The 26,893-nt window shown below is 38.7% G+C and carries 20 protein-coding genes and 1 rRNA gene (1 of these 21 only partly in view); 13 read left to right on the top strand and 8 right to left on the bottom strand.

From position 1 onward, the window contains the following. Positions 1 to 19: 19 nt before the first annotated feature. The 7 genes from AC1F25_RS08840 to AC1F25_RS08810 all read right to left on the bottom strand — a co-directional run bounded on the left by AC1F25_RS08840 (position 20) and on the right by AC1F25_RS08810 (position 8,864). Positions 20 to 1,774 (bottom strand): ABC transporter ATP-binding protein, encoded by a 1,755-nt coding sequence (locus AC1F25_RS08840; protein WP_151669009.1) that lies wholly within the window; start codon positions 1,772 to 1,774, stop codon positions 20 to 22. Positions 1,775 to 1,784: 10 nt separating this feature from the next. After that, the gene (locus AC1F25_RS08835) at positions 1,785 to 2,621 is read right to left on the bottom strand and encodes a sugar phosphate isomerase/epimerase family protein (RefSeq protein WP_002314466.1); all 837 of its coding nucleotides are present in this window, start codon (positions 2,619 to 2,621) and stop codon (positions 1,785 to 1,787) included. Position 2,622: 1 nt separating this feature from the next. Next, positions 2,623 to 3,306, bottom strand: coding sequence for a rhamnogalacturonan acetylesterase (locus AC1F25_RS08830; RefSeq protein ID WP_002314467.1), 684 nt, complete (start codon positions 3,304 to 3,306; stop codon positions 2,623 to 2,625). Positions 3,307 to 3,464: 158 nt separating this feature from the next. Continuing rightward, positions 3,465 to 4,859, bottom strand: a complete 1,395-nt coding sequence (gene uxaC, locus AC1F25_RS08825; protein WP_002320514.1) for a glucuronate isomerase — start codon at positions 4,857 to 4,859, stop codon at positions 3,465 to 3,467. A gap of 38 nt (positions 4,860 to 4,897) precedes the next feature. Then, entirely contained in the window at positions 4,898 to 6,397 is a 1,500-nt protein-coding gene (locus tag AC1F25_RS08820) for a UxaA family hydrolase (protein ID WP_002310848.1), read from the bottom strand. Next, complete coding sequence (locus AC1F25_RS08815) at positions 6,390 to 7,811, bottom strand: tagaturonate reductase (RefSeq protein WP_002335434.1); 1,422 nt, start codon at positions 7,809 to 7,811, stop codon at positions 6,390 to 6,392. The genes AC1F25_RS08820 and AC1F25_RS08815 overlap by 8 nt, the downstream gene beginning before the upstream one ends. A 60-nt stretch (positions 7,812 to 7,871) precedes the next feature. Beyond that, entirely contained in the window at positions 7,872 to 8,864 is a 993-nt protein-coding gene (locus tag AC1F25_RS08810; protein WP_479994053.1) for a LacI family DNA-binding transcriptional regulator, read from the bottom strand. A 230-nt stretch (positions 8,865 to 9,094) separates the two neighbouring features. Between AC1F25_RS08810 and AC1F25_RS08805 the strand changes: the two genes are divergently transcribed. Then, positions 9,095 to 11,293 carry a helix-turn-helix domain-containing protein gene (locus AC1F25_RS08805; RefSeq protein ID WP_002314471.1) on the top strand — a complete coding sequence of 733 codons (2,199 nt, stop codon included), beginning with the start codon at positions 9,095 to 9,097 and terminating at the stop codon, positions 11,291 to 11,293. Between the two features lie 352 nt (positions 11,294 to 11,645). Here the strand turns inward: AC1F25_RS08805 and AC1F25_RS08800 are convergent, their stop codons facing one another. Beyond that, positions 11,646 to 12,518, bottom strand: coding sequence for a carbohydrate ABC transporter permease (locus AC1F25_RS08800; protein WP_002310853.1), 873 nt, complete (start codon positions 12,516 to 12,518; stop codon positions 11,646 to 11,648). Positions 12,519 to 12,815: 297 nt separating this feature from the next. Between AC1F25_RS08800 and AC1F25_RS08795 the strand changes: the two genes are divergently transcribed. The 12 genes from AC1F25_RS08795 to AC1F25_RS08740 all read left to right on the top strand — a co-directional run. Beyond that, complete coding sequence (locus tag AC1F25_RS08795) at positions 12,816 to 13,790, top strand: ABC transporter permease (RefSeq protein ID WP_002320509.1); 975 nt, start codon at positions 12,816 to 12,818, stop codon at positions 13,788 to 13,790. A gap of 21 nt (positions 13,791 to 13,811) precedes the next feature. Then, positions 13,812 to 14,504 carry a YesL family protein gene (locus AC1F25_RS08790; RefSeq protein WP_479994052.1) on the top strand — a complete coding sequence of 231 codons (693 nt, stop codon included), beginning with the start codon at positions 13,812 to 13,814 and terminating at the stop codon, positions 14,502 to 14,504. Continuing rightward, positions 14,470 to 15,975, top strand: coding sequence for an extracellular solute-binding protein (locus AC1F25_RS08785; protein WP_479994051.1), 1,506 nt, complete (start codon positions 14,470 to 14,472; stop codon positions 15,973 to 15,975). The genes AC1F25_RS08790 and AC1F25_RS08785 overlap by 35 nt, the downstream gene beginning before the upstream one ends. A 73-nt stretch (positions 15,976 to 16,048) precedes the next feature. Then, positions 16,049 to 17,152, top strand: coding sequence for a glycoside hydrolase family 88/105 protein (locus tag AC1F25_RS08780; protein ID WP_002310857.1), 1,104 nt, complete (start codon positions 16,049 to 16,051; stop codon positions 17,150 to 17,152). A gap of 2 nt (positions 17,153 to 17,154) precedes the next feature. After that, complete coding sequence (locus AC1F25_RS08775) at positions 17,155 to 18,492, top strand: glycoside hydrolase family 28 protein (RefSeq protein WP_002314474.1); 1,338 nt, start codon at positions 17,155 to 17,157, stop codon at positions 18,490 to 18,492. Beyond that, the gene (locus AC1F25_RS08770) at positions 18,479 to 19,357 is read left to right on the top strand and encodes a dienelactone hydrolase family protein (RefSeq protein WP_002316991.1); all 879 of its coding nucleotides are present in this window, start codon (positions 18,479 to 18,481) and stop codon (positions 19,355 to 19,357) included. Before AC1F25_RS08775 ends, AC1F25_RS08770 begins: the two co-directional genes overlap by 14 nt. After that, positions 19,354 to 20,277 carry a pectinesterase family protein gene (locus AC1F25_RS08765; RefSeq protein WP_002310860.1) on the top strand — a complete coding sequence of 308 codons (924 nt, stop codon included), beginning with the start codon at positions 19,354 to 19,356 and terminating at the stop codon, positions 20,275 to 20,277. Before AC1F25_RS08770 ends, AC1F25_RS08765 begins: the two co-directional genes overlap by 4 nt. Beyond that, positions 20,274 to 20,684, top strand: coding sequence for a DUF4064 domain-containing protein (locus tag AC1F25_RS08760; protein WP_002345673.1), 411 nt, complete (start codon positions 20,274 to 20,276; stop codon positions 20,682 to 20,684). The genes AC1F25_RS08765 and AC1F25_RS08760 overlap by 4 nt, the downstream gene beginning before the upstream one ends. Before the next feature lie 3 nt (positions 20,685 to 20,687). Beyond that, on the top strand, positions 20,688 to 22,256 hold the full coding sequence (locus tag AC1F25_RS08755; protein ID WP_479994050.1) for a glycoside hydrolase family 43 protein: 1,569 nt from the start codon (positions 20,688 to 20,690) through the stop codon (positions 22,254 to 22,256). A 240-nt stretch (positions 22,257 to 22,496) separates the two neighbouring features. Beyond that, positions 22,497 to 23,915: an MFS transporter gene (locus AC1F25_RS08750; protein ID WP_002310864.1), complete on the top strand. Its 1,419-nt coding sequence runs from the start codon at positions 22,497 to 22,499 to the stop codon at positions 23,913 to 23,915. A gap of 11 nt (positions 23,916 to 23,926) precedes the next feature. Beyond that, positions 23,927 to 25,237 carry a glycoside hydrolase family 28 protein gene (locus tag AC1F25_RS08745; protein ID WP_002335426.1) on the top strand — a complete coding sequence of 437 codons (1,311 nt, stop codon included), beginning with the start codon at positions 23,927 to 23,929 and terminating at the stop codon, positions 25,235 to 25,237. 522 nt (positions 25,238 to 25,759) lie between these two features. Continuing rightward, positions 25,760 to 26,893: ribosomal RNA gene (locus tag AC1F25_RS08740) — 16S ribosomal RNA — on the top strand; it runs 426 nt beyond the window's last position.

The raw sequence follows: 26,893 nt of genomic DNA, 5'->3' as shown, positions 1-26,893 counted from the left end.
GTCGTCTCTCCTTTTTTTGTCATTCATTTTTCAAACGGTAAAAATAGCCCTCTTGAGCTAACAGCTCTTCGTAAGTACCCATCTCAACGATTTTTCCTTCATCGATCACGACGATTTTATCTGCCTCTTTGATCGTTGAAAGCCGATGAGCCACAATAAAAGTAGTGGGTGTTTCTGTCAGGTAATTCAGGGCCTGCTGGATTTTTTTCTCTGACTGGTTATCTAAAGCTGAAGTTGCTTCATCTAGCAAAATGATTTTCGGCTGACGTATCAATGCTCGTGCAATAGAGATACGTTGTTTTTGGCCACCAGACAGCTTGTTGCCATGTTCGCCTACTAAGGTATCCAGACCATCAGGAAGCTGGTCAATCAGTGAAGAAAGTTGCGCAGCTTCGATGACTTCATTTAAACGTTCTTTTGATACGTTTTTCAAGCCATAAGTGATGTTCTCTTTGATCGAAGCGGAGAACAACAAAGTGGTTTGAGGAACAACGGCTAAATAATTACGCACACTTCGCATATCCAATTCATCCAAAGGCTGATCATCCAAGAAAATCCTCCCTGAAGACGGCTGGATAAATCCAATCAATAAGTTAAGGAGTGTAGATTTTCCAGAACCAGATGGCCCAACAAAAGCAATTGTTTCTCCAGCTTTCACCTCTAGAGAAAAATGATCGATAATCGGCTTGAGTGAGTCCGGGTAATGAAAAGAAACATTCTCAAAACGAAAATTTCCATCCAAATGTTGGATTTTTTTCTTACCGTGATAAGTTTCTACATCGCCAGCAATCAACAGTTCACCAATAGAAGTAATAGATTCCATGCCTTTTGAAATCGTAGGAATCAGTGTGATCATTCCAGAAACGGAATTGACGATCGTTGTGAAATATGTCTGATACATCACGACATCACCTGGTTGGATACGCCCTTGTAAAGCTAATATCCCAGTGAAAATCAAACAAGTCAGCTGAAATATCTGAAAACTAGCCCAGCTGACTGATCCGAAAACAGATTGCAGGATATCTAAGTGGAATCCTTTTTCATAGATTTGGGTAAAATGCTTATTTAAGCGAGTGGTTTCGTGTTTTTCTAACCCATGAGCTCGAGCAATCGGTGCTAATTCGATCACTTCGATCACTTTTGCAGAAGTTTCTTCCATTTCTTGCCGGAAATCTGAATTGGACTGTCTGATCCTTTTCCGGAAAAAAAGAGTAACTAACGCGGCGAGAGGGACAGTCAATAAGAAAAACAAGAAAACGACAGGACTTCTATAAAGCGTGATACCTAAAGCCACGAATAAATTGACAGCAATGTTCAATCCGCTGACAAATACTTGAGAGGACAATGTTTGGATGGCTTCTACATCACGGATGATCTTTGATTGGATCCGGCCAGATTGCAATTCTTTTTGATAGGGAATAGAAAGTTCTTGGATTTTCTTGATAAGGGTCGCTCTTAGTCCAGCTTCTACTTGCCGGATCGAAGTGCTATGGTATTTTACATGAAAATAATTCGTCAATATATTTTGTCCGATCAGACAAGTCATCAAAAAAGCGTTGAAATAAATCGCCTGCAATTGAGAGGAATCTTTTGATGAAGCTGCATTGATTACATTGGCAATAGCGATCGGCATTAACCAAGATGGAAGATGTTTGATAATAAAAAAGAGTCCTGACATGGCAAAGCGCCAATAATTCCCCTGATAAAGATGCAGCAATGTCTGAAAAGCATTTGCATGATATTTTTGATAACTTTTCTGTATTCGTTCCTCCATAATCTTCTCCTTAACAATCTTGGTAAATAAACTGCAAGTGTTCTATTGCTTCAGGAACATAAATCTCAGGAGTAGCTTCAAGAGTGGCGTACATTAGAGGACGCTCATATTTGATATAATGCAGTACCGGTCGGAAATCTAAACAGCCTTTGCCAACAGGAACCATGCGGATCTTTCCATTTTCCATGATGTAGTCTTTGAGATGAAGGGCTGTAATACAACCCTGTAAATTGTCCAAGGCACCTTGGATCACTTTCTCCTGATCAGTATGATTTTCTTTATGCATCAAATTCGCACAATCTAAAATAATTTTTAAATTTGGTGAAGCTACTTCATCGACTAAACGTTTGGCTAACTGATAGTTATAGATTGGATGATTGATCCCTGCTTCAACAGCAACAGTTACGCCAAAATTTTCTGCATGAGCGACTAATTCAATGACAGAATTTCTAGCGATCTGATAAGCTTCTTCAGTAAAATTTTCTTTTGTGTAACCGACAGAGACACTACCAGTTTCTGTAGCGATCATCTTGGCTTGATAGGCAGAGCACAGAGCAATTTGCTGTTTGAAAGTTGCTAATGCTTGTGCACGAACTTCTTGATTTTTGCTGGATAGGTTGATATAGCATCCTAAAATGGAAAGTTCGATATTGTTTTTTTGGAAGTATTCACCAAAATAGGCAGCACTTCCAAGTGTCATGGCATTTAATTTAAGTTGTTCAGGAAATGCTTTTTGCGGTGCAAATTGGATATGGGACAAGTGAAGCTGTGATACTTTTTGAACGATTTCTTCACGATTTCGAACCTCTAGATCATGGGCACGAATGCCTAAATTTAATGGAAACATTTCAAACTCCTTTTTGTAAATAATCAGCAAGAGGCAGACGGGATTCTTTTATCAATTCAGCAATTATTCGGGCAACTTTATCAGCGCCTTCTGGACTAAAGTGGGTATTATCCTTTAGTCCTTCTGGGTAATTTTCACAACTATTAGGCATAAGATGCAGATAGAATTTTTTTGTCTCTTCTTTTGAAAAGATCTGGAAATATTCTTGTGATCGTGAGAAAACATCTAAAAGCGGAATATGGTATTTCTCAGCAAATGCACGCATCGCTTTTGGATAGTCTCCAAGTATATCTGGATTCAATGTTCCATTTTCTAAGTAATCTCGTCGCGTCACAGATGTCAGCAAGACCATGTGGACATTCGCTTTTTTTGCGCATTCAAAAAATATCTGCAGATTTTTTAAATAGCTACCGAATGGAAGCGTACCTCTTTCTTCTTGGATTTTCTGGTCGTTATGTCCAAATTGTACAAATAAGAAATCATTTGGCTGAAACTGTGAAGCTAAACGGGCTAACCTTCCTTCCTGGATAAATGTTTTAGTGCTGCGTCCATTCTTTGCTTGGTTATTAATCTGGATCTCAGGTGAAAAATAAGCAGATATTTTTTCTCCCCAACCTGTCTCGGGACGCTTGTTTTCATCTTTTTCTGCCGCAGTAGAATCACCGGCAATATGGATAGTAAGCATGTTATCTCTTCTTTCATAAAGGTTTATAGGCAATGAAGCAGAACAGCAAGAGAAGAAGACGGAGCAAATTTGGTCCGTCTTCTTCTCTAAAACGTGGATAAACGGATTCCGTTATTTCGCTATCCTGTTTTTGATTCGTTACTGTTACTATTAATCAATTAGGCAAAAAAGCCAAAGTAATTTTTAGCATTTGTATAACTAATCGCTTGAACGAGACTTCCTAAAAGTTGTTCATCCTCAGGCGCTTCCCCTCGCATGACCATTTCGCCTAAAAATTCACAAAGAACACGACGGAAATATTCATGTCTAGTGTAGGAAAGGAAACTTCTTGAATCTGTCAGCATGCCGACAAAATTCCCCAAAGCACTACCATCAGCAAACTGTGTCAATTGATCGCGCATACCAGCTCGAGTATCGTTGTACCACCATCCAGAACCTAACTGCAGTTTTCCATTCTGTTCTTTTTGGAAACAGCCCATCAAAGCTAAAATCGCAGGGTAGTCATTTGGATTCAGTGAATAGAGGATCGTCTTTGGCAACTGATTCGTTTCTTCTGCACGATTCAATAATTTTTGCAGAGGAATAGTCAAAGAAAGATCATTCATTCCATCATAACCGGTATCGGGTCCTAATTTTTCCAACATTTGTGTATTACAATTACGATAAGCATGAATATGCAGCTGCATTGTCCAATTATGAGAATGATAGAAGTGGGTCAAACGTATCAGTGTTTCTGTACGATAAGCATCGATTTCATCTGAAGATAATAGTTTGTTAGCTCGTGCTTTTTGAAAAATCTCTTCTAATACTGTTTCATCCGCTTCTTTATAGCGTAAGGTGTCTAAAGCGTGGTCGGAAACACGACATCCATGTTGATGGAAGTATTCTATCCGCTGCCCTAAAACTTCGATCAGTTCTTGATAGGTGGTAATCGTTTGGTCAGCTGCTTCTTCCAGTAGTGTAATCCATGCATTAAATCCTTCTTTTTCAATATTGAGTGCTTTGTCTGGACGGAATGAAGGGAGAACTTTCAAATCTGGTTCTTCATGAGCAAGCAATTGATGATAGTGTAAGTCATCTGCTGGATCATCTGTCGTACAAATCACTTCTACATTCGATTTTTTCGCGATTTCCCGCCGACGGAAATCAGGAGATGCCAAAATTTCATTTGCTTGTGTCCAAATTTTCTCTGCGTTTTCTTCATTTATCAACAAGTCAATATCGAAGAAACGCTTCAATTCAAGATGTGACCAACTGTAAAGCGGATTGCCGATAATTTTTGGTACGGTTTGACACCAAGCTAAAAATTTTTCAAAATCAGAAGCATTTCCTGTGATTTTTTCTTCAGGCACGCCGCAAGCTCGCATCAAGCGCCATTTGTAATGATCGCCTCCTAACCAAGCTTCTGTCAGATTGCTGAAATTGTTGTTTTCGTAAATTTCTTTTGGATCTAAGTGACAGTGATAATCAATAATGGGCATATTTTTTGCGTAGGAATGATAAAGATTTTTCGCCCAATCGTCTTTTAATAAAAAATCATCAGATAAAAACATAAATCTTCCTTCTTTCTTTTTATACTGTTTTATGAAAATCAAAGTGTTACTCCGTTTTTAAAAATGGCAATTTCTCTAACGTCATTTTGTTCATTTTTCGTTTCTTCTCCACTAGCCACAGCGATGATTTTTTGAACAAATGATTCTAAGATCACTTCCATTGGTTGTTCTAATAAGACGCCTGCATTAAAGTCCATCCAATGACCTTTGCGTTCAAAAAGAGTCGTGTTCGTAGATACCTTGACCGTAGGGACATATGAGCCAAACGGAGTCCCTCTTCCTGTGGTAAACAAGACCAACTGGCAATCGGATGAAGCAAGAGCAGAGGCAGCTACAAGATCATTCCCGGGAGCTTGCAATAAACTAAGTCCTGGTTTTCTGATTTTTTCGCCATATTGCAGTACATCAACGACAGGAGAGCTTCCTGATTTTTGCGTGCAGCCTAAAGACTTATCTTCTAATGTAGTGATCCCACCTGCTTTATTACCAGGAGATGGGTTTTCGTAAACTGGTTCCCCGTAAGACAAGAAATACTGTTTGAAGTCATTGATCAAGTCAACGATTGAACCAAAAACTTTTTCATTTTCCGCTCGTGCCATCAATACTTGTTCTGCACCAAACATTTCTGGCACTTCTGTTAAGATCGTGCTACCTCCTTGAGCAATCAAGTAATCAGAAAATGCACCAAGCAAAGGATTGGCAGTTATTCCCGATAGACCATCAGAACCGCCGCATTTCAAACCGACATTCAACTTAGAGAGCGGGACTGGTATGCGCTGGTCGTTTTCGACCGCGGTTAAAAGTTCTTCTAATAGAGCTACGCCTTGTTCGATCTCATCATAGACATCTTGGGCCACTAGAAATTTCACTCGTTCTTCATCATATTCACCTAAAATTTTTTTGAATTCAGGAACGGTATTGTTCTCGCAACCTAATCCAAACACTAAAACTCCGCCAGCATTTGGATGGTTTACCGCGTCTGCTAAGATTTCTCGAGTATTTTGATGATCTTTTCCAAGCTGTGAACAGCCGTAGGGATGCTTTAAAATCGTAATATGATCAAACTGTCCCAGATCCGGATGTTTTTCTTTGAACTGTTTGACGATCAGTTCAGCAATTCCATTCACACACCCAACGGTAGGAACTAAGAACAAGTCATTACGAATCCCTACTTTTCCATTTTTTCGTAAGTAGCCTTGAAATGTTCGGTTCTCAAAAGGATAATGACTTGGATGGACATCTTTTTCATATCGATAATCCAATTCACCAGAAAGGTTGGTTTTTACATTATGAGTGTGCAGCCATTGACCGGCAGTTACGTCTGTCGTCACGTGCCCGATTGGATAGCCATATTTGATCACGTTGTCTCCAGCTTTCAAATCACTCAATGCAATCTTGTGACCTTGCGGGATATCTTCAAGAGTGGTGATCGTTTGCTGATCAATCGTCAGTTGTGTTTGCTTTGGGATAGGTGTTAATGCGACAACAACACTGTCTCGTTGATTTAATTTCATTGTTGGTTGCAGGGTTTCAAGCATGGACCATCGTTCCTTTCATTTCTTGTAATACTGCTCGGACACCTTTTTGATCGATTTTTGTAGCCATTTCTTGAACAGTATCTGCCACATTCGGTAATTGAGACAAATCTTCTCCCCAAAGCGCAGCGTTTTGCAATAATCGAAGAATAGCTGTTTCATTATCAGACCAAGCATCAACAAATTCGCTTATCGTCTTTTCATCATCATGGGGCTTTACTTGATCGCCTCGATACATAAGAAGTAACGCAGCTAGTGAAACAGAGATTAGCGGTGGTACTTGATTTTTTTCTTCGATATACTTCTTGAAGACCGGAAGCAGACGGGTGCTGAATTTTGAAACACTATTTAATGAAATCGCTTCTAATTTGTGATGGGCAAAAGGATTCAAGAAACGTTCTTTGATTTGATCAGCATAAATGGCTAATTCATCTTTAGGTAAAGAAAGCATAGGAATCAATTCTAGATCGAATAGCTGATCAACATAAGCGGAGAATAAAGGATCTTTCATTACTTCTTCTACAGTTTCCAATTCCGCCAACAAAGCAAGAGGGACCATCGCTGTGTGCGGTCCATTAAGCAAATGTACCTTACGTTCACGATAAGGAGTCATATCATCTGTGATGATGACATTCAAGCCAGCCTGTTTGAATCGTAGTTGATTTTCCAACTCTTTAGGTCCTTCGATCACCCAAAGCATGAATGGTTCCGCTTTGACCATCAATTGATCTTCATAGTTATGTCGTTGATTGAAAACATCTGCATCCTCACGAGGATAACCTGGTACGATGCGATCAACTAAACTACAACAAAAAACATTTTCTTTTTCTAACCACTCAATAAAAGCAGGTTCTAAATCCCATTTTTCTGCATAGCGTAAAATAATTTCTTTTAGACGTTCACCGTTTCTGTCAATCAATTCACAAGGAATAATGGTAAAACCAGCTTTGTTTAATTCAAAACGTCGGTATAAAAAGGCTGTCAGTTTGCTCGGGAAGCTCTGTGGTGGCGTGTCTGTTCGTTCATCAGTCTCCACAAATTGGATTCCTGCCTCTGTTGTATTGGAGACGATATAGGCTAAGTCGTCATTTTCTGCTAGAGAAAGATAAGCATCCCATTCATGATAAGGATTGATCATCTGTTCTACTATGGTGATAATCTCGGAAGTATCAACGATTTCGCCATTGCTGAGTCCTTGTAAAATGACCGTATATAAATTGTCTTGCTGGTTCATCATATTCCCAAGACCTTGTTCTAAAGGCTGAATGATGGCGACATTTCCTTTAAACAATTGTTGGTTATTCAGTTGCTGAATCTGCCAATCAACAAATCCGCGCATAAAATTGCCTTCGCCGAATTGAAGAACTTTTACGGGAGCCTCGTTTTTTTTCACTAATTCTTTTGTCAGTTTATTCATAGATTACTTCCTTTCTGTGTTATGCACACGTTAACATTTTTATATAAAATTACTTGCAGTTTACAAGTAATTGATCGACTCACGAAGCATCAGTAAGGTGGAGAGCTCTATTTTAGATTGTTCGATCGGCCTGTCTTCAATCAAATCCAATAAAAGCTTTGTTCCTACTTGACACATTTCTTTCAACGGTTTGTGTACTGTAGTAAGCGGTGGATTAAGATAGGAGACGACTGGAGAATCATCGAACCCAATCAGAGAAATGTTCTGGGGAACACGAAGACCAGCTGAATGTACAGCTCTCAATGCACCAATCGCTATGTCGTCGTTGCCACAAAAAACCAGAGTAGGCAGGTCAGAAAGCGATAATAGGTACTCCATGTTTTGGAGGCCGCTTTCTAAGCTGTAGTCCCCTGTTAAAAAATAGGCTGGATTGGCAGGGATGCTTGCTTTTTTTAGACTGTCCAATACACCTTTTTCCCGTTCTTTTGTCGAACGAAAGTTTTTTTTCCCACCAATATAAGCGATCTTCGTATGTCCACACCCAATACCGTAATCTACTGCCTGCATAACACCGGCCGCATCATCGGCAGTAACATTGATAACCGCTGGATCATTGATGTGACGATTGACAACTACGAAGGGAAACTCTTTTTCTTTTAGATAATCGATAAAAGGCTGATCTTCATCACTTTGACTCATAACGATTAGACCATCATAACGTTGCAAATTGATTTCTGTTAAATCAACAGCATCGATACTTTCGACAGATAAGCTGTAGTTTGTGTCCAACACTGAATGGATACCTGCAATGGAATCTGCTAGGAAATTTGATGAAGTTCCTTTATGCAAACTTGAGAAAAACAGTCCGATAAGATATTTTTTTTGATTTACTAAACCTTTTGCACTATAGTTCGGCAAATAATTCATTTCCTTAGCTAGTTGCCGTATTTTTTGTTTTGTTTCATTTTTGATTAAACTGCTGTTATTCAAAGCACGAGAAACTGTCGTATGAGAAACACCAGCTGCTTTAGCGATATCTTTGATCGTTACCATTCCATCATTTTCCTTACTTTTTCACTTTTTGTTAACGCATTCATCATATTACGATAACTACGATAAGTCAATAGATCTTTGGTATGAAAAGATTGCACACGTTAAAAATTACTTGGCTTTTTATTTTTAATTATGCTATTCTTAAAAACGGGGAATGCTCATTTAATTAGATGAGTATCAATTTTACAGAAAAATGAAAGCCTTTTACTTAAAGGGAAGAGAGGAAGAAAATGAAGAAAAGTACAGTGTTTTATAAAATATTTTTACCGATGTTTTTATTAGGAGCCGTACTTGTCATAGGATTTAGTTTATTTATTTATCAGAATACCTATGAGTCGATCGAATCGAGTTATTTAACAGATAAAAAGAACCTACTCAGGCAAGTCAAAACGAACGTTGAATGGAAAATCAGAACAATCGAATATTCGTTTTCTACGTATGGTTCGACCAAAAATTTCTCGGATATATTCAAGCATCCGCTGACATATACAAATTACTCCACTTATTCTGAAATCAGGAAAGAGCTAAACTTTATAGAAACAATTGTTATGGATGATAATAATTATGATTTACTCAGTTTAGCTGGTAAATGGGGAGTAATCAATGGATCGTTGACTCAACTGACTGAAGAGGAAGTTGAAAGGTATCAACAAAAGTACATAAATAACAAAGATAATTTATTTTGGCAAAAGAAAAATAAAGGAATCGAAATGGTGATTCCTTTACCAATGTTTGAAAAAGAAAAATATGCATTGGGAATTGCTACGATAGAGAAACATACAATAGAACAAGTTGTTGGGGAAAGTGGAGAAGATATACTTTCTATCGAAAACGAAGATGGAAAGCTTTTTTCTACACAGAAAGTAAAAGAAGAAGAGCAGCCAGAAGCATTAGCGGATGTGGATCTAGAGTACAACCAGTTGAAAGTGATAAGAGAAAATGGGACATCCTATATCGTACTGAAATCAGATTATAATAATTGGATTTACAGATTAGAAGTTGATTCTAGTGCAATTGGAGCAACGATTCGCAATCTGAGAATCGGGTTAGTTGCAGTGTCTTTGACGCTGGTAGGACTGATCGGTCTCCTTTCCTATTTATTTTCGGACAGATTTGCCCGTCCAATTTCTCAAATTCAGGAACGTTTGAATCTTAAATCAAAAGGATTCAGTGGGAAAGAACTAGATTTGGTCGCTCAATCAGTCAGTCGGATCATAGGAGAAAAAGAAGCGTTAAGTGCACACTTAGTTACCCAAAAGCCACAACTAGAAACGTTATTTGTACTTAGTTTATTTAGAAATCGAGTAGAAAGGCGAGAACTAGACCAGCGGTTGCAGCAATTTGGTTATAGTTCTCAAAATGACTGCTATTATACGGCCTTGGTTCAAATCGATCTGTTAGAAGATAGTCACGGTGGGGAGCGTGATTTGCTACTTTTAGCAATCAACAACATGATCACGGAAATTGTGCCAAAGGAAAATCGAATGCTGCCGATCGTTTTGAATGAAGAAATGCAAGCCACTATTTATCGAATGGATAAAGACGATGCAGAAGCAAGCAAAAAAGTCATGGAGTATTGCCGACTCATTCAAAAACGTGTAAAAGAATACTTGAAATTAACTGTGAGTATAGGTATCAGTAACCGATTCGAAACGCTGAATGAAAGCAAGCAATCGGTTGACCGAGCAAAAGAAGCCCTGTATTATCGTGTAAATACTGGTCCGAGTTCGATCATATTTTATCAGGAAATTGTTCCTGCTGCGCATGAAAAAACGCTTATTAGATATCCAGTAGAAGAACAGAATCGATTGTTTGAAGCTATTCGTTCCGGAAATCAGGAAGTAAGGAAGCTGGTACATGAATTAATTAATGCATTGTTCGCACAAAATAAAAATCCTCTGAGCCGAGAAGTAGTTTCGGTCCGTTTGATCAATGAGCTCGTTCAATTAGGGCAGTTATTGGGAGTAGATTCAAAAAATTTTGATAACATGAAACAAATCTATGTAAAAGCATTGAATAATTATCATCCTAAAGAGCTAGAAAAACTTGTTTTAGAACAATTAGTCTTGCCAATCACAGAATGTTCTCAAGCAATCACTGATCATGAATTTAAAAATCTTTCGGAGAATATCATGCACATCGTCTATACAGAATATGACCGTGATCTATCTCTAGATGTGATTGCTGATAGGTTGCATTATAACCCTAATTATTTAAGCAATGTATTTAAAAAGGAAACAGGAGAAAAATTTGGTGATTTCGTCCAAAATCATCGTCTAGAGGTAGCGAAAAAGTGGTTGAAAGAAACAAATCTCTCTGTAAAAGATATTGCAGAAAGACTGCAATATCGAAATCCGCAAAATTTTATTCGTTTCTTCAAAAAGAAAGAATCGATCACTCCGGGAGAATATCGAAAAAAATATTTGTGAATCAAGAGGCTGTTTTTCTTGTGATCTGATTCAAGCAATAAAAGAGGACAGCGAAAAACAGCATTTCATGTTTTGTGCTGGCTGATTTTATTGCCGCAGAATCAACAAGATAAACGCCGTTTAATCAAGAGGCTGTTTTTCTTGTGGTCTGATTCAAGCAATAAAAGAAAGGAGAATAACCTTAGTATTTGACTTTATGGATAGTTAAATTTCAAGGCTAAGCACGCAAAAAGGACTGTGACTAAAGCTTTGTCACAGTCCTTTTTGCGAATAAACGGTGTTCAAGAGACAGCTTATAAACAATAAGGCTGAACGTCTCTTTCACAACCTCCATTTTATGTCCCATACACAATCAACCTTTAACAGAACCTACGAGTGCGCCTTTGACAAAGTATTTCTGAACAAAAGGATAAGCAATCAGCATAGGGACTGTGGCAATAACGATAACAGCCATTTTAACTGTTTGTGCTGGTGGAATCACATCAACGGCACTACTTTCTGCTTGCATCCCGCTTGATACAATGACGATCTGACGTAAAAGGATCTGTATCGGCCATTTAGATGAATCGTTGATATACAAAATAGCGGTCATATAAGTGTTCCAGTAAGTAACAGCATAAAAAAGTGAGATAGTAGCAATAGACGGTAACGCTAATGGTAGCATGATTTTGAAAAATACACCAAAATCTGTGCAACCATCCATTTTTGCCGATTCTTCCAAACTATCCGGCAAGGCTTGGAAAAAGTTTCTCATAATGATCATGTTCATTGCATTAACAGCTACAGGTAAGATCATTGCCCAATAAGAATTGACCAGTCCCAGAGAACGAACAACCAAGAATGTGGGAATCATTCCCCCGCTGAACAACATAGAAAATACAACAAGAAAGTTGACGAATCCTCGACCAAACAAGTACTTTCTGGAAAGCCCGTATGCCATCAGTGAAGTTGCGCACATGCTGACGATCGTTCCAACCCCGGTAACGCCAATCGAAACAGCAAGTGCTCTAAAAATAGTTGGCGTAGATAGAATATAGCGATACGCGTCTAGAGAAAAGGTAGTAGGGAAAAGGATAAATTTTTTCGCGACGACTTCTTGTGTAGAAGCGAAAGATGTAGCGATGATATTTAAAAAAGGCACGATACAGATCAAAGCTAGCAAGATCAGAAACGTATTGTTGAAAAATGTAAAACTTCTTTCTCCTATAGAGACTCTCTTTTTCATATAGATAGGCTCCTCCTCAAAATAAATTAAATGTTCTGTTTCTATGTATTCAATTTATCATCGGTGAAAGATTACGTATATAATCATTTCCTACGTTAAGTGCCAGATAGAAAAAAATAGAATAGTTACTAGGCGTATCTTATTTGTGAAGAAATACACTTTTATATTTTGCGAGTATAAAAATCATTGTCGTGTAAGCGTTTTTACGTGCGATAAAAATGATTATATACGTAATTCGGATAGTTATCTATCATAAAGTCATAAGCAGCAAACATTCATAAAACTAAGGAGGGGCTTATGGAAAGTGTAAAGAAACAAGAACCATTTCAACTGACGCTATCGAAAAAAGAAGAAAAGCTCAGAAGACGAAAAAAAATAATTGCAGGAATCAAAACGAATAAATTTTTATACGTGATGATTCTGCCGGGGGTCCTTTATTTCCTGATCTTTAGGTATCTTCCTATGGGAGGGCTCGTTATTGCTTTTCAAGATTATCAACCATTTTTAGGGATAATGGGCAGTCCTTGGGTGGGATTCAAACATTTCATTCGTTTGTTTACAGAGCCGACTTTCTTTACTTTATTAAGGAATACTTTGATCTTGTTCGGGTTAAATATCTTCGTGTTTTTTCCGATGCCAATTATTTTGTCCCTACTATTAAACGAAGTAACGAACAAGCGACTGAAAAGTGGGATTCAAACGATCATTTATATCCCTCATTTCATGTCTTGGGTAATCATCGTTTCGATTACTTATGTATTTTTGAACGTTGACGGAGGGGTATTGAATGAATTCCTTGCAACGATGGGATTCGAAAAAATCAGTTTTCTGACATCTCCTGAGTGGACACGAACAGTCTATATTGGACAAGTAATCTGGAAAGAGTTGGGCTGGTCTACAATCATCTACCTTTCAGCAATCACTGCAGTAGATACACAGTTATATGAAGCAGCTGAAATGGATGGCGCAGGACGCTTGAGAAAAACATGGCATGTTACATTGCCGGCGATTCGTCCAGTAATCATTACCTTGCTGATTCTAAAAATCGGTCAGACACTGGACTTAGGTTTCGAGCATATGTACTTGTTATTGAATTCATTGAATCGAAGTGTTGCAGAAATTTTCGACACCTACATTTATACAGCTGGATTGAAGAATGGACAATTAAGTTTCAGTACAGCAATGGGATTGTTTAAAGGGGTCGTAGGATTATTCATGGTAATTTTAGCTAACAAGATCGCCAAAAAGCTAGGAGAAGACGGCGTTTACTAATTTAGAAAGAGAGGAAAAGACATGCTGCAGTCATTAGATAAAATAAATGGAAGGCTAAATCGTATTTTACAGTTGGTTTATTTGAATTTTCTGTGGGGTGGTTTAGTCATTGCAGGTCTGGGGGTTTTTACTTTTGGTCCTGCATCTTATGCAATGGTTGCAGTGATTAGAAAATGGCTGCGCACAAAAGAAACATTTCCTTTGACGAAAACGTACTTCTCATATTTTAAAGAAAACTATCGTGAAACCTTGCTGATGAGCTGGATATACGGCGTCATCGGAGTTGTTTTACTTGTGGATCTTTCTTTCATACACAATTGGTATCTTAGAATCGCTTTGTATATTGCTGCGTTCTTGTATTTGCTCTCAGCACTCTATATTTTTCCAATTATGGCACATTATGATTGGAAAGGATATTTTTTCAAAATGAAAATGGCATTTTTGTTCGGATTCTCTCATCTTCATTATTCATTAGTATTAATACTAAGTCTGGTGGGTATTTACCTGATGACCATCCAAACAATGCCAGGTGTTTTAACCTTTATCGGTGGCAGTCTCTTCTTTTCCGCAGTCACGTGGACAGCAAATTCTATATTTTGCCATTTGGAATGGAAGAACTCATATACAGAAAAAACAGAAGAAAACAAAAATATCATTAAAACAGTGAAGGAGAAAATTTATGAAAAAAGCAACGCTCGTAAAATTAGGTCTTAGTTTTGCAGGAATTTTAGCACTTGCCGCATGTGGCAACAGTTCAAACAACAGTTCTTCAGAAACAGAAGATGGGAAAACCAAAATCACTTGGTTGAATATTTTACACCATGCTTCCCCACCAACTGACACAATCGTGAATCTAATAGAAGAAAAAACCGATACGGAACTTACATTCAATTGGATTCCTGATGCTTCAAAAGAAGAAAGACTGACAACTGCATTGGCTTCTGACGAACTAGGAGATATCGTTACACTTCAAATTGCTATGCTGAAAAACTCTTCTGTCCGAAGTGCGTTGAAATCAGGCGTATTCTGGGATGTATCGGAATATTTAAAAGACTATAAAAACTTAAGCCAAATCTCTGAGGATAGAATCGAAGCTGCAAGTATCGACGGAGCATTGTATGGTGTGCCAATGCAAAAGGACTATGCTCGTGCTGGTTTAGTCATTCGAAAAGACTGGTTGGATAATCTTGGATTAGATGTTCCAACTACGATGGATGAACTTTACGAAGTAGCTAAACAATTTACAGAAAACGATCCAGATGGAAATGGTGTGGATGATACAGTTGGTTTTGGTGATCGTGCGCCTAGTGATATTCGTTATACCAGCTTTAAGCTGTTCACTTCTTATTTTGGAGCACCGAATGGCTGGGCTGTAGATGATAATGGCAAATTTACTCCAGAATTTGATACAGAAGAATACATGAAAGCGTTGAACTTCTCAAGAGATCTATTTGAGAATGGCTATTTGGCACAAGATTTTGCGGTTACTCAAAAGACTGACCAGCAAGAACAATTTGCACAAGGAAAAACAGGAATCTACACTGGGATGGTGGATATCAAGAACCTGAAGACAATGGGACAAGGTATTCAAGGTGATATGGAATTAGTCCCTGTAAACAAGATTTCAGATGGTGAAGGCGGCGGTTATCATGTTTGGTCAGAAGGAAATGGTATTGGTGGTTTGTTAGCATTCCCTAAATCACAAGTAAAAGACGAAGCACAATTGAAGAAATTACTGCAATTTGTTGATGATCTTCTAGAAGAAGATATGTATAAATTGATGACTGGTGGTATTGAGGGAACACATTATGAATTGAATGATGATGGTTCTATTGAATTTATCGATATGGATCTTTGGCAACAAGAAGTGCAACCGCTATCAAGTTCTCGCCCTAGTGAAGTGACGTTCTCTTTCAAAGATGCAGATCCTGAAAAAGAATTGTCGAATCAATTGATCAAAGAAAACGAAGAATTCGCTGTAATGGATCCTTCTGTACCATTGGATTCTGCAACGAACAATGAAGTAGGGTCGGAAATCGAAAAAATCGTTATTGATGCTACAGTGCAATACATCATGGGACAGCTTGACGAAGACGGATTCAAGAAAGCTGTAGAAGACTGGAAAGCACAAGGTGGCGACCGAATCACACAAGAGTACGAGGAAGCTTACAAAGCCGCACAATAGTATAGATGATTGGGACAAATACTTCTTGGTATTTGTCCCAAATCCTATTTTAACTTTTAAAGGAGAGTAAATAATGGAAAACTGGTCAAAGAAATTAGCAAAAAGCATCATGGAAAGAACACCTCGCTTATATGAAGAAAAGTGGTATAAAGGAAAATGGTCTTATGACTATGGCGTCGTACTTAAAGGGTTCCAATTACTTTGGGAACAAACCCAAGAAAAAATTTATTTTGATTTCATAAAAGACAATATCGACTATTTCGTGCAAGAAGATGGAACAATCCGTGGCTACAGCGTTGAAGAATACAATATCGACCATGTAAATACCGGAAAGCTTTTCTTTTTATTGTACAAAGAAACAGGCGAAGAAAAATATAAAAAAGCAGCAGAACTCCTTTCCCAGCAGTTGGCAAACCATCCGCGTACATCCGAAGGGGCTTTTTGGCATAAAGAAATTTATCCTTATCAAATTTGGTTAGATGGATTATATATGGGCTCACCATTTTATGCTGAATTTATCCAGAATTTTAGTGAAGAAAAAGATTACCAAGATGTCTTGAGACAGTTTGAAATCAGCTATAAACATTTATTCGATCCAAAAACAAATTTATTAATCCATGCATGGGATGAAAAGAAAGTCCAACCATGGGCTGACCCAGAAACAGGTTTATCTCATCATTTCTGGAGTCGATCGATTGGCTGGTATCTGATGGCTGCGGCAGATACCTATGAATTGCTTCATGCGGAAACGGATTGTTCTTTGCTGAAGGAAATTTTAGAAAAGACATTGACCGCACTACTTCCGTATCAAGAAGAAAACAGTGGGACATGGTATCAAGTAACAACAGAAACAAAACGGAAAGGAAATTATCTGGAAGCTTCTGGCAGCAGTATGTTTGTTTACGCAATGGCTAAAGGGATACGCTTAGGCTTGCTGAACAAAGAAGAGTGGCTGCCGCAAGTGAAAAAATCTCATCAAGGACTACTCGATGAATTTGTTCTTGAAACAAAAGAAGGCTGGTTGAACTTGAACAAAAACTGTCAAGTAGCAGGGTTAGGCGGAGCAGAACAACGAGATGGTTCATACGCTTACTACATCAGTGAGCCGATTATTTGTAATGATCAAAAAGGTGTCGGTGCATTCTTGCAAGCATTAATCGAAGTGGAGGCATTATAAATATGTATGATATTTTGACATTTGGCGCATCAATTGATGAATTGAATACTGAAGCAATACAACAAGCGATTGATGCAGCAGCAAGCGCAGGAGGCGGGACCGTAGTTGTGCCAGCAGGTGAATTTTTAACAGGGGCTTTATTTTTAAAAAGCAATGTAGAACTTCATTTGAGCGCAGGGGCGGTTTTGAAATTCTCTGACGATCCAAAAGATTATCCTATTGTTCATTCACGTTGGGAAGGAGTCCATCGAAAAGTCTATGCTTCCTGTATCTATGCTCAAAATGTAGAGAACATCTCTGTCACTGGTTTTGGTACATTAGATGGAAATGGAAAAAAATGGTGGCATACTTTCCGAAACGAACCAGATAATCTGGCTTATCCTCGTCCTAAATTGATGAGTTTCCATAACTGCCATCGAATCACTGTGAAAGATATCAAACTGATCCAGTCACCAAGCTGGACGATCAACCCAATTCTTTGTAGCAACGCGACGTTTGACAACTTGACGATTTTGAACCCAGCAGATTCACCAAATACAGACGGAATCGATCCAGAATCCTGCAAAAATGTGCGTATTAGTAATTGCCATATTGACGTGGGAGATGACTGTATCGCAATCAAAGCAGGAACTGAAGATACGTACGAAAGGATTGCTTGTGAAAATATCACGATCACAAATTGTACGATGGTCCATGGACACGGAGGGGTCGTGTTAGGAAGTGAAATGAGTGGTAGTATACGTAATATTACCATTTCAAATTGTATCTTCCAAGAAACTGATCGAGGAATACGATTGAAATCTAGACGAGGTCGAGGCGGGATCGTTGAAGACATTCGAGTATCCAATATAGTCATGGATAATGTGATGTGTCCATTTATACTGAATCTTTATTATTTCTGCGGTCCGCGAGGAAAAGAACCATATGTATGGGAAAAAACGGCTTATCCGATAGATGAGCGGACACCAGCATTCAGAAGGATCCATTTTTCGAATATCACGGCAAGGAATGTCCATGCTTCTGCAGGATTTATTTATGGATTAGCAGAACAGTTTATACAAGAAATCACATTTGATAATATTGATGTTTCAATGGCCCAAGATGCAGTTCCCGGTGTCCCTGCTATGATGACAGGGATAGAGGAAATGAGCAAGCAAGGATTTTACATTGGTTTTGCGGATAAGGTTACCTTTAATCAAATGACGATTGAGAATCATGAAGGACCAGCATTTCTATTAGAAAATACGAAAGAAATAAGTATTGAGAAATTCCGGTCAACTCAATCGGAAAATATGGATGAGCTGGTTGTTCGTAAAAACTTTGCTTATGCAGTTGAATGACTTTTTAGGTGATCCATCTAGCAGACTTACTCCTAGTGGAAAGCGATTATACAGAGAAAAACAAAATGGGTTTATGCTTGAATATTATCAACTGTACTTAAATGAATTGGAAACAGTACCAGCACTTTATGCTTATCCGGAGAAAGAAGGACCGTTTCCGACGGTCCTTTACCTGCATTCTCACGGCGGAGATTTTTCAGTCGGGAAAAGTGAATTGATCCATGGTGCTCCTTACTTAGCTTCTCCATCTTTTGCAGAAGTACTGACGGGAATGGGATATGCTGTTTGGTCGATTGATGCTTGGGGATTTGAAGAACGCGGAGGTATTTCCGAAAGTGAGTTGTTCAAACAATTTTTATTAACAGGAAAAACGTTATGGGGAATGCGTATTTATGATGTGATCAGCTTGATCGATTATTTGGAGACAAGGGAAGACACAGATACTCAACGGATTGCAACGATTGGTCTTTCTATGGGAGGCTTATTAAGCTGGTGGGTGGCGGCATTGGATTCTCGTGTCAAAGTTTGTATTGATCTAGCAGCACAGGTGGACATCGAAACACTTTTGCTACATCGTCGCCTAGATCATCATGGGTTTTATTACTATGTGCCAAACCTACTGACAGCTTATACAACGTTAGCAATCCAAGAAAAAATCGCTCCGCGCCCTCGTCTTAGCTTAGTTGGAAAAAACGATACGATGTGCTTGGACGAAGGCGTACTGAAGCTGAGAAAAGGGCTGGACAAAAAGTATCAATCAATGGGTAGTCCAGAAAACTTTTCTTCTTTTTCTTTAACAGGCGGTCATATGGAAACACAAGAAATGAGAAACATTTGGAAACAATTCATAAAGGAGCATTTATGAGGATGAAAGACAAACTGATAATTGGAAAAAATTCTATAGATACCCCGACGGATTTTGAAACTATCCAAGAAGGAATCGATTATTTGGCAGACCTGCCGGATAGCCATCCAAAGGTCTTGATAGTAAAAGAAGGAAGATATGATGAATATATAGAAAGCAGATTATCCAATTTTAAACTTGTGGGAACAGGAACAGTAGTGATCTCCGGTAATCGTTTTGCAAAACAGGAGTATCTTGACGGTAGCCAGTTAGGGACTTTCCGAAGTGCTACTTTCTTCTTAGAAGGATCGAATGTCGTATTAGAAAATCTTCACATCGAAAATACAGCAGGTCCAGGAGAAAAAGTAGGTCAAGCTGTTGCTTTATTCAATTCAGGAGATCGCGTGTTGTTAAAAAACTGTCGACTAACTGGTTATCAGGATACTTTATGCACGGGTCCGTTGCCTGACTTGCAAAAAGATGGTACACCTTTTTGTACACCGGCTTCTGTCAATCCTGATTATTGTCGTCAGACCTATGAATATTGCTGGATTGAAGGAACGGTGGATTTCATATTTGGTGGGGCAGATGCAATTTTTCGCCAGTGCCGTATCCATAGCTTAGCCAGTAAAAATCCTGGATATATCACAGCAGCATCTACGCCAAAAAAACAAAAATCAGGGTATCGTTTTGAAAGCTGTACCTTGACTGCAGAGCCTGATACTAGAAACGTCTATTTAGGAAGACCGTGGCGTCCGTATGCAAATGTCGTGTTTGAAGCATGTAAGATAGGTGGGCATGTTCACCCAACTGGTTGGGATAATTGGGATGACAAGAAAAATGAACAGACTGCCAAATTCTCTGAACGAAATAACAATTATGAAACACCAATCAAAAGACCTGAATGGATCCATTTAGAAAAGCAGGGGGTTCTGAAATGAAAAGAAAATGGGAACTATTGCTAGGAATGATCGGTGGCAGCCTATCTCTGATTTTCTTTGGCGGGTTAGCAGTTACTTTAAGTAATATGTCTGCGTCAGAGTTTAAAAAAAGTTATCAGTCGCTTGCTGTCGATCATCCATCTTTGTCTTTAGAAAATACATTTGAGCTATTAAAGGACATGACTGGTCTGTTTGCCGTTGTATTGTTTATTTCACTTGCTTTTTTAGCAGTAGCACTATTTTTGACGGCTAAAGGAAAATACTTAACAACTGCCACTGGCTTGTATTTTATAACAGGAGTTATATTGTTGGTCGGCACTCAGTTTATTGCGTTTCCTTTTGCGTTTTTTTATTTTGCCGCTGGGGCATTCAGTTTGTATCGAGTAAGAATAAGAAAGGAAGCCTGAATCATGCAGACTATCAAAGTGAAAAATCCTATTTTGAGAGGGTTCAATCCAGATCCTAATATTTTAAGAGCGAAAGACCGATATTACATTATTGTCTCCTCTTTTGAATGGCTTCCAGGAATTCGAGTATATGAGTCGAAAAATTTAGTCAATTGGTCACATACAACGGATATTTTGACCACTCAAGTATCTTTGCAAGGAAATCCTACAAACGGAAGCATATGGGCACCGCAAATCAGTTATGCTGATGGATTGTTCTATCTTGTTTACACAGATGTCAAAAGTGCAGGCCGTCCGTTTAAAGATGTCCACAATTACTTGATTACTGCATCTGAGATCACAGGACCTTGGTCCGAACCGATTTATTTAAATAGTAACGGCTTTGATCCTTCTTTGTTTCATGATTTGGAAACAGGAAAAAAATGGCTTGTCAATGAATTATGGGATTATCGTCTGGACACACCGAATAAGTCCAGCGGTATCGTATTGCAAGAGTATGATGCAGAGAAGAAGAAGCTTGATGGTCCCATCTATAAAATATTTGCAGGTACAGAATTAGCGAAAACGGAGGCACCGCATTTGTATTTTCGTAACGGGTATTATTATTTGATGACGGCAGAAGGAGGTACAGGAAGAGGACATTCAATCACAGTCTGCCGAGCAAAGAATATTATTGGTCCTTACGAGCTTGATCCTGGTTTTCCTATGCTGACAGCTAGTGACAAACCTGCTTCTACATTGCAGTGTACAGGACATGGGAGCTTAGTACAAACCCCGTCAGGAAAATGGTACATGACATATCTTTGTACCAGACCATTAAACGGTGCGGCTATTTTGGGAAGAGAAACCGCTATCCAAGAAGTGTATTGGACGTCCGACGATTGGTTAAGACTAAAAGATAGCCAGACAGCTCCGATGGAAGAAATAATGATTGAGACGAATGAAGAGGTACAACAAGAAAGAGCGTATCAGTTTATGGATACATTCGAAGGAGAGCTAAAAAAGAACTGGAATGCCAGACGTATTTTGCCAAGGGCTGATTGGTGTGATACAAAAACTAGACCTGGTTTTTTACGACTGATTGCCGGTGAATCTCTTCAATCTACCTTTGGCCATCACTTATTAGCTATTCGGCAAACGGATTTTACTTTTGATGCGGAGACAGCATTTGAATATACACCTAATAATTTTAATCAGATGGCTGGACTGGTATTGTACCTAAACGAATCCAATTATATTTATTGCTATGTTACTTGGGATGAAAACAAGGGAAAATGTCTTCGTATGATAGAATCAGAAAACGGAGTTGCACAAATAGAAGAGTGGAGGATTCCACTCACAGAAAAGAAGACTTTCTTGAAAGTAGCCGTAAAGAAAGAGACAGCACAGTTTTATTTGAAAGACACACCATCTGAAGAATGGAAGGAAGTAGGTCTACAAAAAAACATGTGTATACTCTCAGGTGGATTTACGGGGAATTTTATCGGGATAGTCGTACATGATTTAAATAGAAAAAGAGGAAGTTATGCTGACTTTGAATTTTTTAAGTATGATGGAAAAGATCATGAATGATCTATCTCTCTAATAAATAGAGATTCACTAACTTGTTTTTGCTAGTTAGTGAATCTTTTTGTTTATCTATGATACTATGAAAATAATATTAATTCCCTTTTCTGACAATGTTTTTAAACGTATTTTTGTTTTTTCTCTGTCAAGATAATGCAATAAAATGTCAATATTGTGAATATAAAAACAAGAAAAAAAGAGTTATAATTTTGAAAACGTTTACTAGAAGAGGTAGGAGGAATTCAAATGCTTTCACAAAATGCTGTTACAGCAAATACAGTAAAAAAAGAAAAAAAGGAATTTGGGATTTCCGATAAGTTAGGCTACATGTTCGGTGATTTAGGTAACTGTTTTATTTTAGGTTTGGTCAATAGTTTCTTGATGATTTATTATACGAATGTTCTTGGTGTTTCAGGAGCAATCGTAGGTACGTTATTCTTGATTTCAAGAATTTTGGATGCGTTTGCTGATGTGATGGTTGGAAGATTATGCGATGTCTCAGAGTTAACAGAAACTGGTCGATTTATTCCTTGGATCAGAAAAATGAAATATCCATTTTGCTTAGTGACAGTCATTTTGTTTTTACCATTCGTCCAACATCTTCCAATGACGGTGAAGGTTGCATATATTTTTGTTTCATATATTGTTTATGGTATTTTTCTGTCAACAATCAATATCCCTTACGGAGCAATGGCAGCAGCCATTAGTTCAAATCCTAATGACCGCACCTCGTTATCCACATTCCGAAGCATTGGTTCTGCGATTGGCGGGTCAACTACAGGGTTCTTTATCCCGATTTTGATGTACACCCATAACAAGAGTGGGCAGCAAGTCGTTTCGGGGAATCATTTCTTTTGGATTTCCATCGGATGTGCGGCAATTGCATTTGTCGCATACATGCTGACTTGTAAATTGACTACTGAACGAGTAAGAGTTGTCAAAAACGAAAAAGTGTCTGCTTCTCAGTTGGTAAAAGGTTTGTTAGCTAACCGAGCACTGATTATTTTAGTCATTGTTGACATTTTCATTGTGATCAATCAGATTTTAGCTGGGACGAATATGACTTATTTATTTAATGATTACTTCCATAATAAACAAGCAATGTCTGTCGCTCTTTTATTTACTTACGGAACAGTAGTAGTTTTAGCACCATTTGCTACAAAGCTGACAAAATTATTTGGTAAAAAGGAAGCAAGCGTATTTGCGTTACTCGCTTCTTCATGTATGTACTTGCTGATGTATTTCCTTCATATAACAAATGCATGGGTATATCTGATTCTTTTATTTATTGCTACTTTAGGATCTGGTTTATTCAATTTGATGGTCTGGGCATTCATTACTGACGTGATTGACTATCATCAATATAAGACAGGCTTAAGAGAAGATGGAACAGTATACGGAGTGAATTCTTTTGCGAGAAAAGTAGGACAAGCATGCGCAGGAGCAGTCGGAGGATTTATGCTAGCACTCATTGGTTACCAATCGTCTACAACAGGTGGAGCCATCCAATCAGTTTTAGTACAAGAAAGAATTTATACGATGGCAAACTTGCTACCAGCATTCTGTTTATTTGTATCCGCAATCATTTTATTAGTAGGGTATCCGCTGAATCGTTCGAAAACTGTGTTTATTGGTGAAGAATTAAAAAAAATCAATGAAAGATAAGGAGAAAAGTATTGCAGACAAAAAAAGAGTTCATCAATGCTTTAGACTTTAAAACAAACGACATTCAACAAGATGATACAGTAATGCTGCAAAAGGCAATCAATCAAGGTGCAAAAGAACACTCGCCCGTATTTATTCCAAAAGGTATTTATTTAGTCGGCGCACTTTTTTTAAAAGATAAGAGCCATCTCATTTTCGAAGAAGGGGCTGTTCTCAAGGGAAAAACAGAGATCGAAGCATTTCCAGAGATTGATACACGAGTTGCTGGAGTAGAAATGAAATGGCCAGCAGCGATTTTGAATGTTCTCTCAGCAAAAGATATTCTTATAGAAGGAAAAGGAATAATCGACGGTCAAGGAGAGCATTGGTGGGAACTATATTGGGGGAAAGACCAAAAAAGCGGAACAAGAGCTGAATATGATCGAAAGGGACTGCGTTGGATTGCAGATTATGCTATTAAGCGTCCGCGGGCGTGTTTACTGTATCATGCAGAACATGTTGTCATTCGTGATTTGATTTTTCAAAAATCAGGTTTTTGGAACCTGCAAATCACTTATTCTAACGATGTATTAGTAGAAAAAATAATCATCCGTCATAATGATGGGCCAAGTACAGATGGGATTGATATTGATTCTTCAACAGATGTGCGTATCTATGAATGTGATTTGGCCTGTGGTGATGATTGTATCGCTATTAAATCTGGCAGGGACGGTAACGGTGCAAGAGTCAATCGAAAATCATCAAGAATCGAGATTGCGAGATGTAACATTCGTTCAGGTTACGGTGTAACTATTGGTAGCGAAGTTAGTGCTGGAGTTAGTGATGTGTATATTCACGATATCGATTTTTTTCAGTCAGACTGTGGTATTCGAATGAAATCTTCAAGAGAAAGAGGGGGAGTGATTGAAAATATCAGGGTAGAAAACCTGAATATGATGGATGTACAATTTCCGTTTTCTTGGATAATGGACTGGCATAATGAATATAATAGAAAAAATAGCAATGATCTTGAACGAATGCCAGAAAGCTGGCAAGCAGTGGCTGAAGAAATACCTGAATCAAAACAAATGACAAAAGTCAGAAACATACATGTCAAAAATGTACAGGCAAGTCTTTCTCCAGGCTATCCACTTCCTTCCCGGGCTTTTGACTTGGTAGCATTTCCTGAAAAAACTATAGAAGATGTCTGCTTTACTCATTGTACAATAACTGCAAAAGAATTTGGACGAATCGAAGCAGTTCAAAACTTATGTTTCGAAAGCTGTATTCTATCAATAGAAACAGGGAACACAGTTGCAAACAATACTTTTGACAATCGTTGAAATTATAATAAGGTCAAGCTAAAATATTATTTTAGCTTGACCTTTATTTTTTTTAATGATATATTAAACAACGTTGTCGCATCTGATTGAAACATTTTGTGAAATTTCCAAAAAAGAGTTGACACATGTTTTTAGACGTGATAAGATAACTGAGTCGTTAAAAAAGAACAGCTTGTGAAGCTTGATTCTATCGAAAAAAACTTCAAAAAAGTTCTTGACAAATAACAAACGACAAGTTATAATAAATGAGTTGCTGAAAGATTTCGAAAAACGAAATCAAAAAAACTTTTAAAAAAGAGTTGACAATCACTTGTCACTCTGATATGATATAAAAGTTGCTACGGCAGCCAAAACAAATCGGAAAAACATTTCCGATGAAGTAGACCTTTGAAAACTGAACAAAGTAAGACAAACCAAATGTGTAGGGCGTCTTGATTCAATTCAAGACAACAAACATTTTTAACAAGCAAGCAATATGCTAGCAAACAAATTGAGCTTAACAATCGTAAGATTGTTCGAACTTTTTATGAGAGTTTGATCCTGGCTCAGGACGAACGCTGGCGGCGTGCCTAATACATGCAAGTCGTACGCTTCTTTTTCCACCGGAGCTTGCTCCACCGGAAAAAGAAGAGTGGCGAACGGGTGAGTAACACGTGGGTAACCTGCCCATCAGAAGGGGATAACACTTGGAAACAGGTGCTAATACCGTATAACAATCGAAACCGCATGGTTTTGATTTGAAAGGCGCTTTCGGGTGTCGCTGATGGATGGACCCGCGGTGCATTAGCTAGTTGGTGAGGTAATGGCTCACCAAGGCCACGATGCATAGCCGACCTGAGAGGGTGATCGGCCACATTGGGACTGAGACACGGCCCAAACTCCTACGGGAGGCAGCAGTAGGGAATCTTCGGCAATGGACGAAAGTCTGACCGAGCAACGCCGCGTGAGTGAAGAAGGTTTTCGGATCGTAAAACTCTGTTGTTAGAGAAGAACAAGGATGAGAGTAACTGTTCATCCCTTGACGGTATCTAACCAGAAAGCCACGGCTAACTACGTGCCAGCAGCCGCGGTAATACGTAGGTGGCAAGCGTTGTCCGGATTTATTGGGCGTAAAGCGAGCGCAGGCGGTTTCTTAAGTCTGATGTGAAAGCCCCCGGCTCAACCGGGGAGGGTCATTGGAAACTGGGAGACTTGAGTGCAGAAGAGGAGAGTGGAATTCCATGTGTAGCGGTGAAATGCGTAGATATATGGAGGAACACCAGTGGCGAAGGCGGCTCTCTGGTCTGTAACTGACGCTGAGGCTCGAAAGCGTGGGGAGCAAACAGGATTAGATACCCTGGTAGTCCACGCCGTAAACGATGAGTGCTAAGTGTTGGAGGGTTTCCGCCCTTCAGTGCTGCAGCTAACGCATTAAGCACTCCGCCTGGGGAGTACGACCGCAAGGTTGAAACTCAAAGGAATTGACGGGGGCCCGCACAAGCGGTGGAGCATGTGGTTTAATTCGAAGCAACGCGAAGAACCTTACCAGGTCTTGACATCCTTTGACCACTCTAGAGATAGAGCTTCCCCTTCGGGGGCAAAGTGACAGGTGGTGCATGGTTGTCGTCAGCTCGTGTCGTGAGATGTTGGGTTAAGTCCCGCAACGAGCGCAACCCT

The sequence above is a fragment of the Enterococcus sp. M-BR2 genome, from assembly GCF_056612775.1.
The sequence above is the reverse complement of the archived record's forward strand: the minus strand, read 5'-3'. Positions and strand labels throughout refer to the sequence as shown.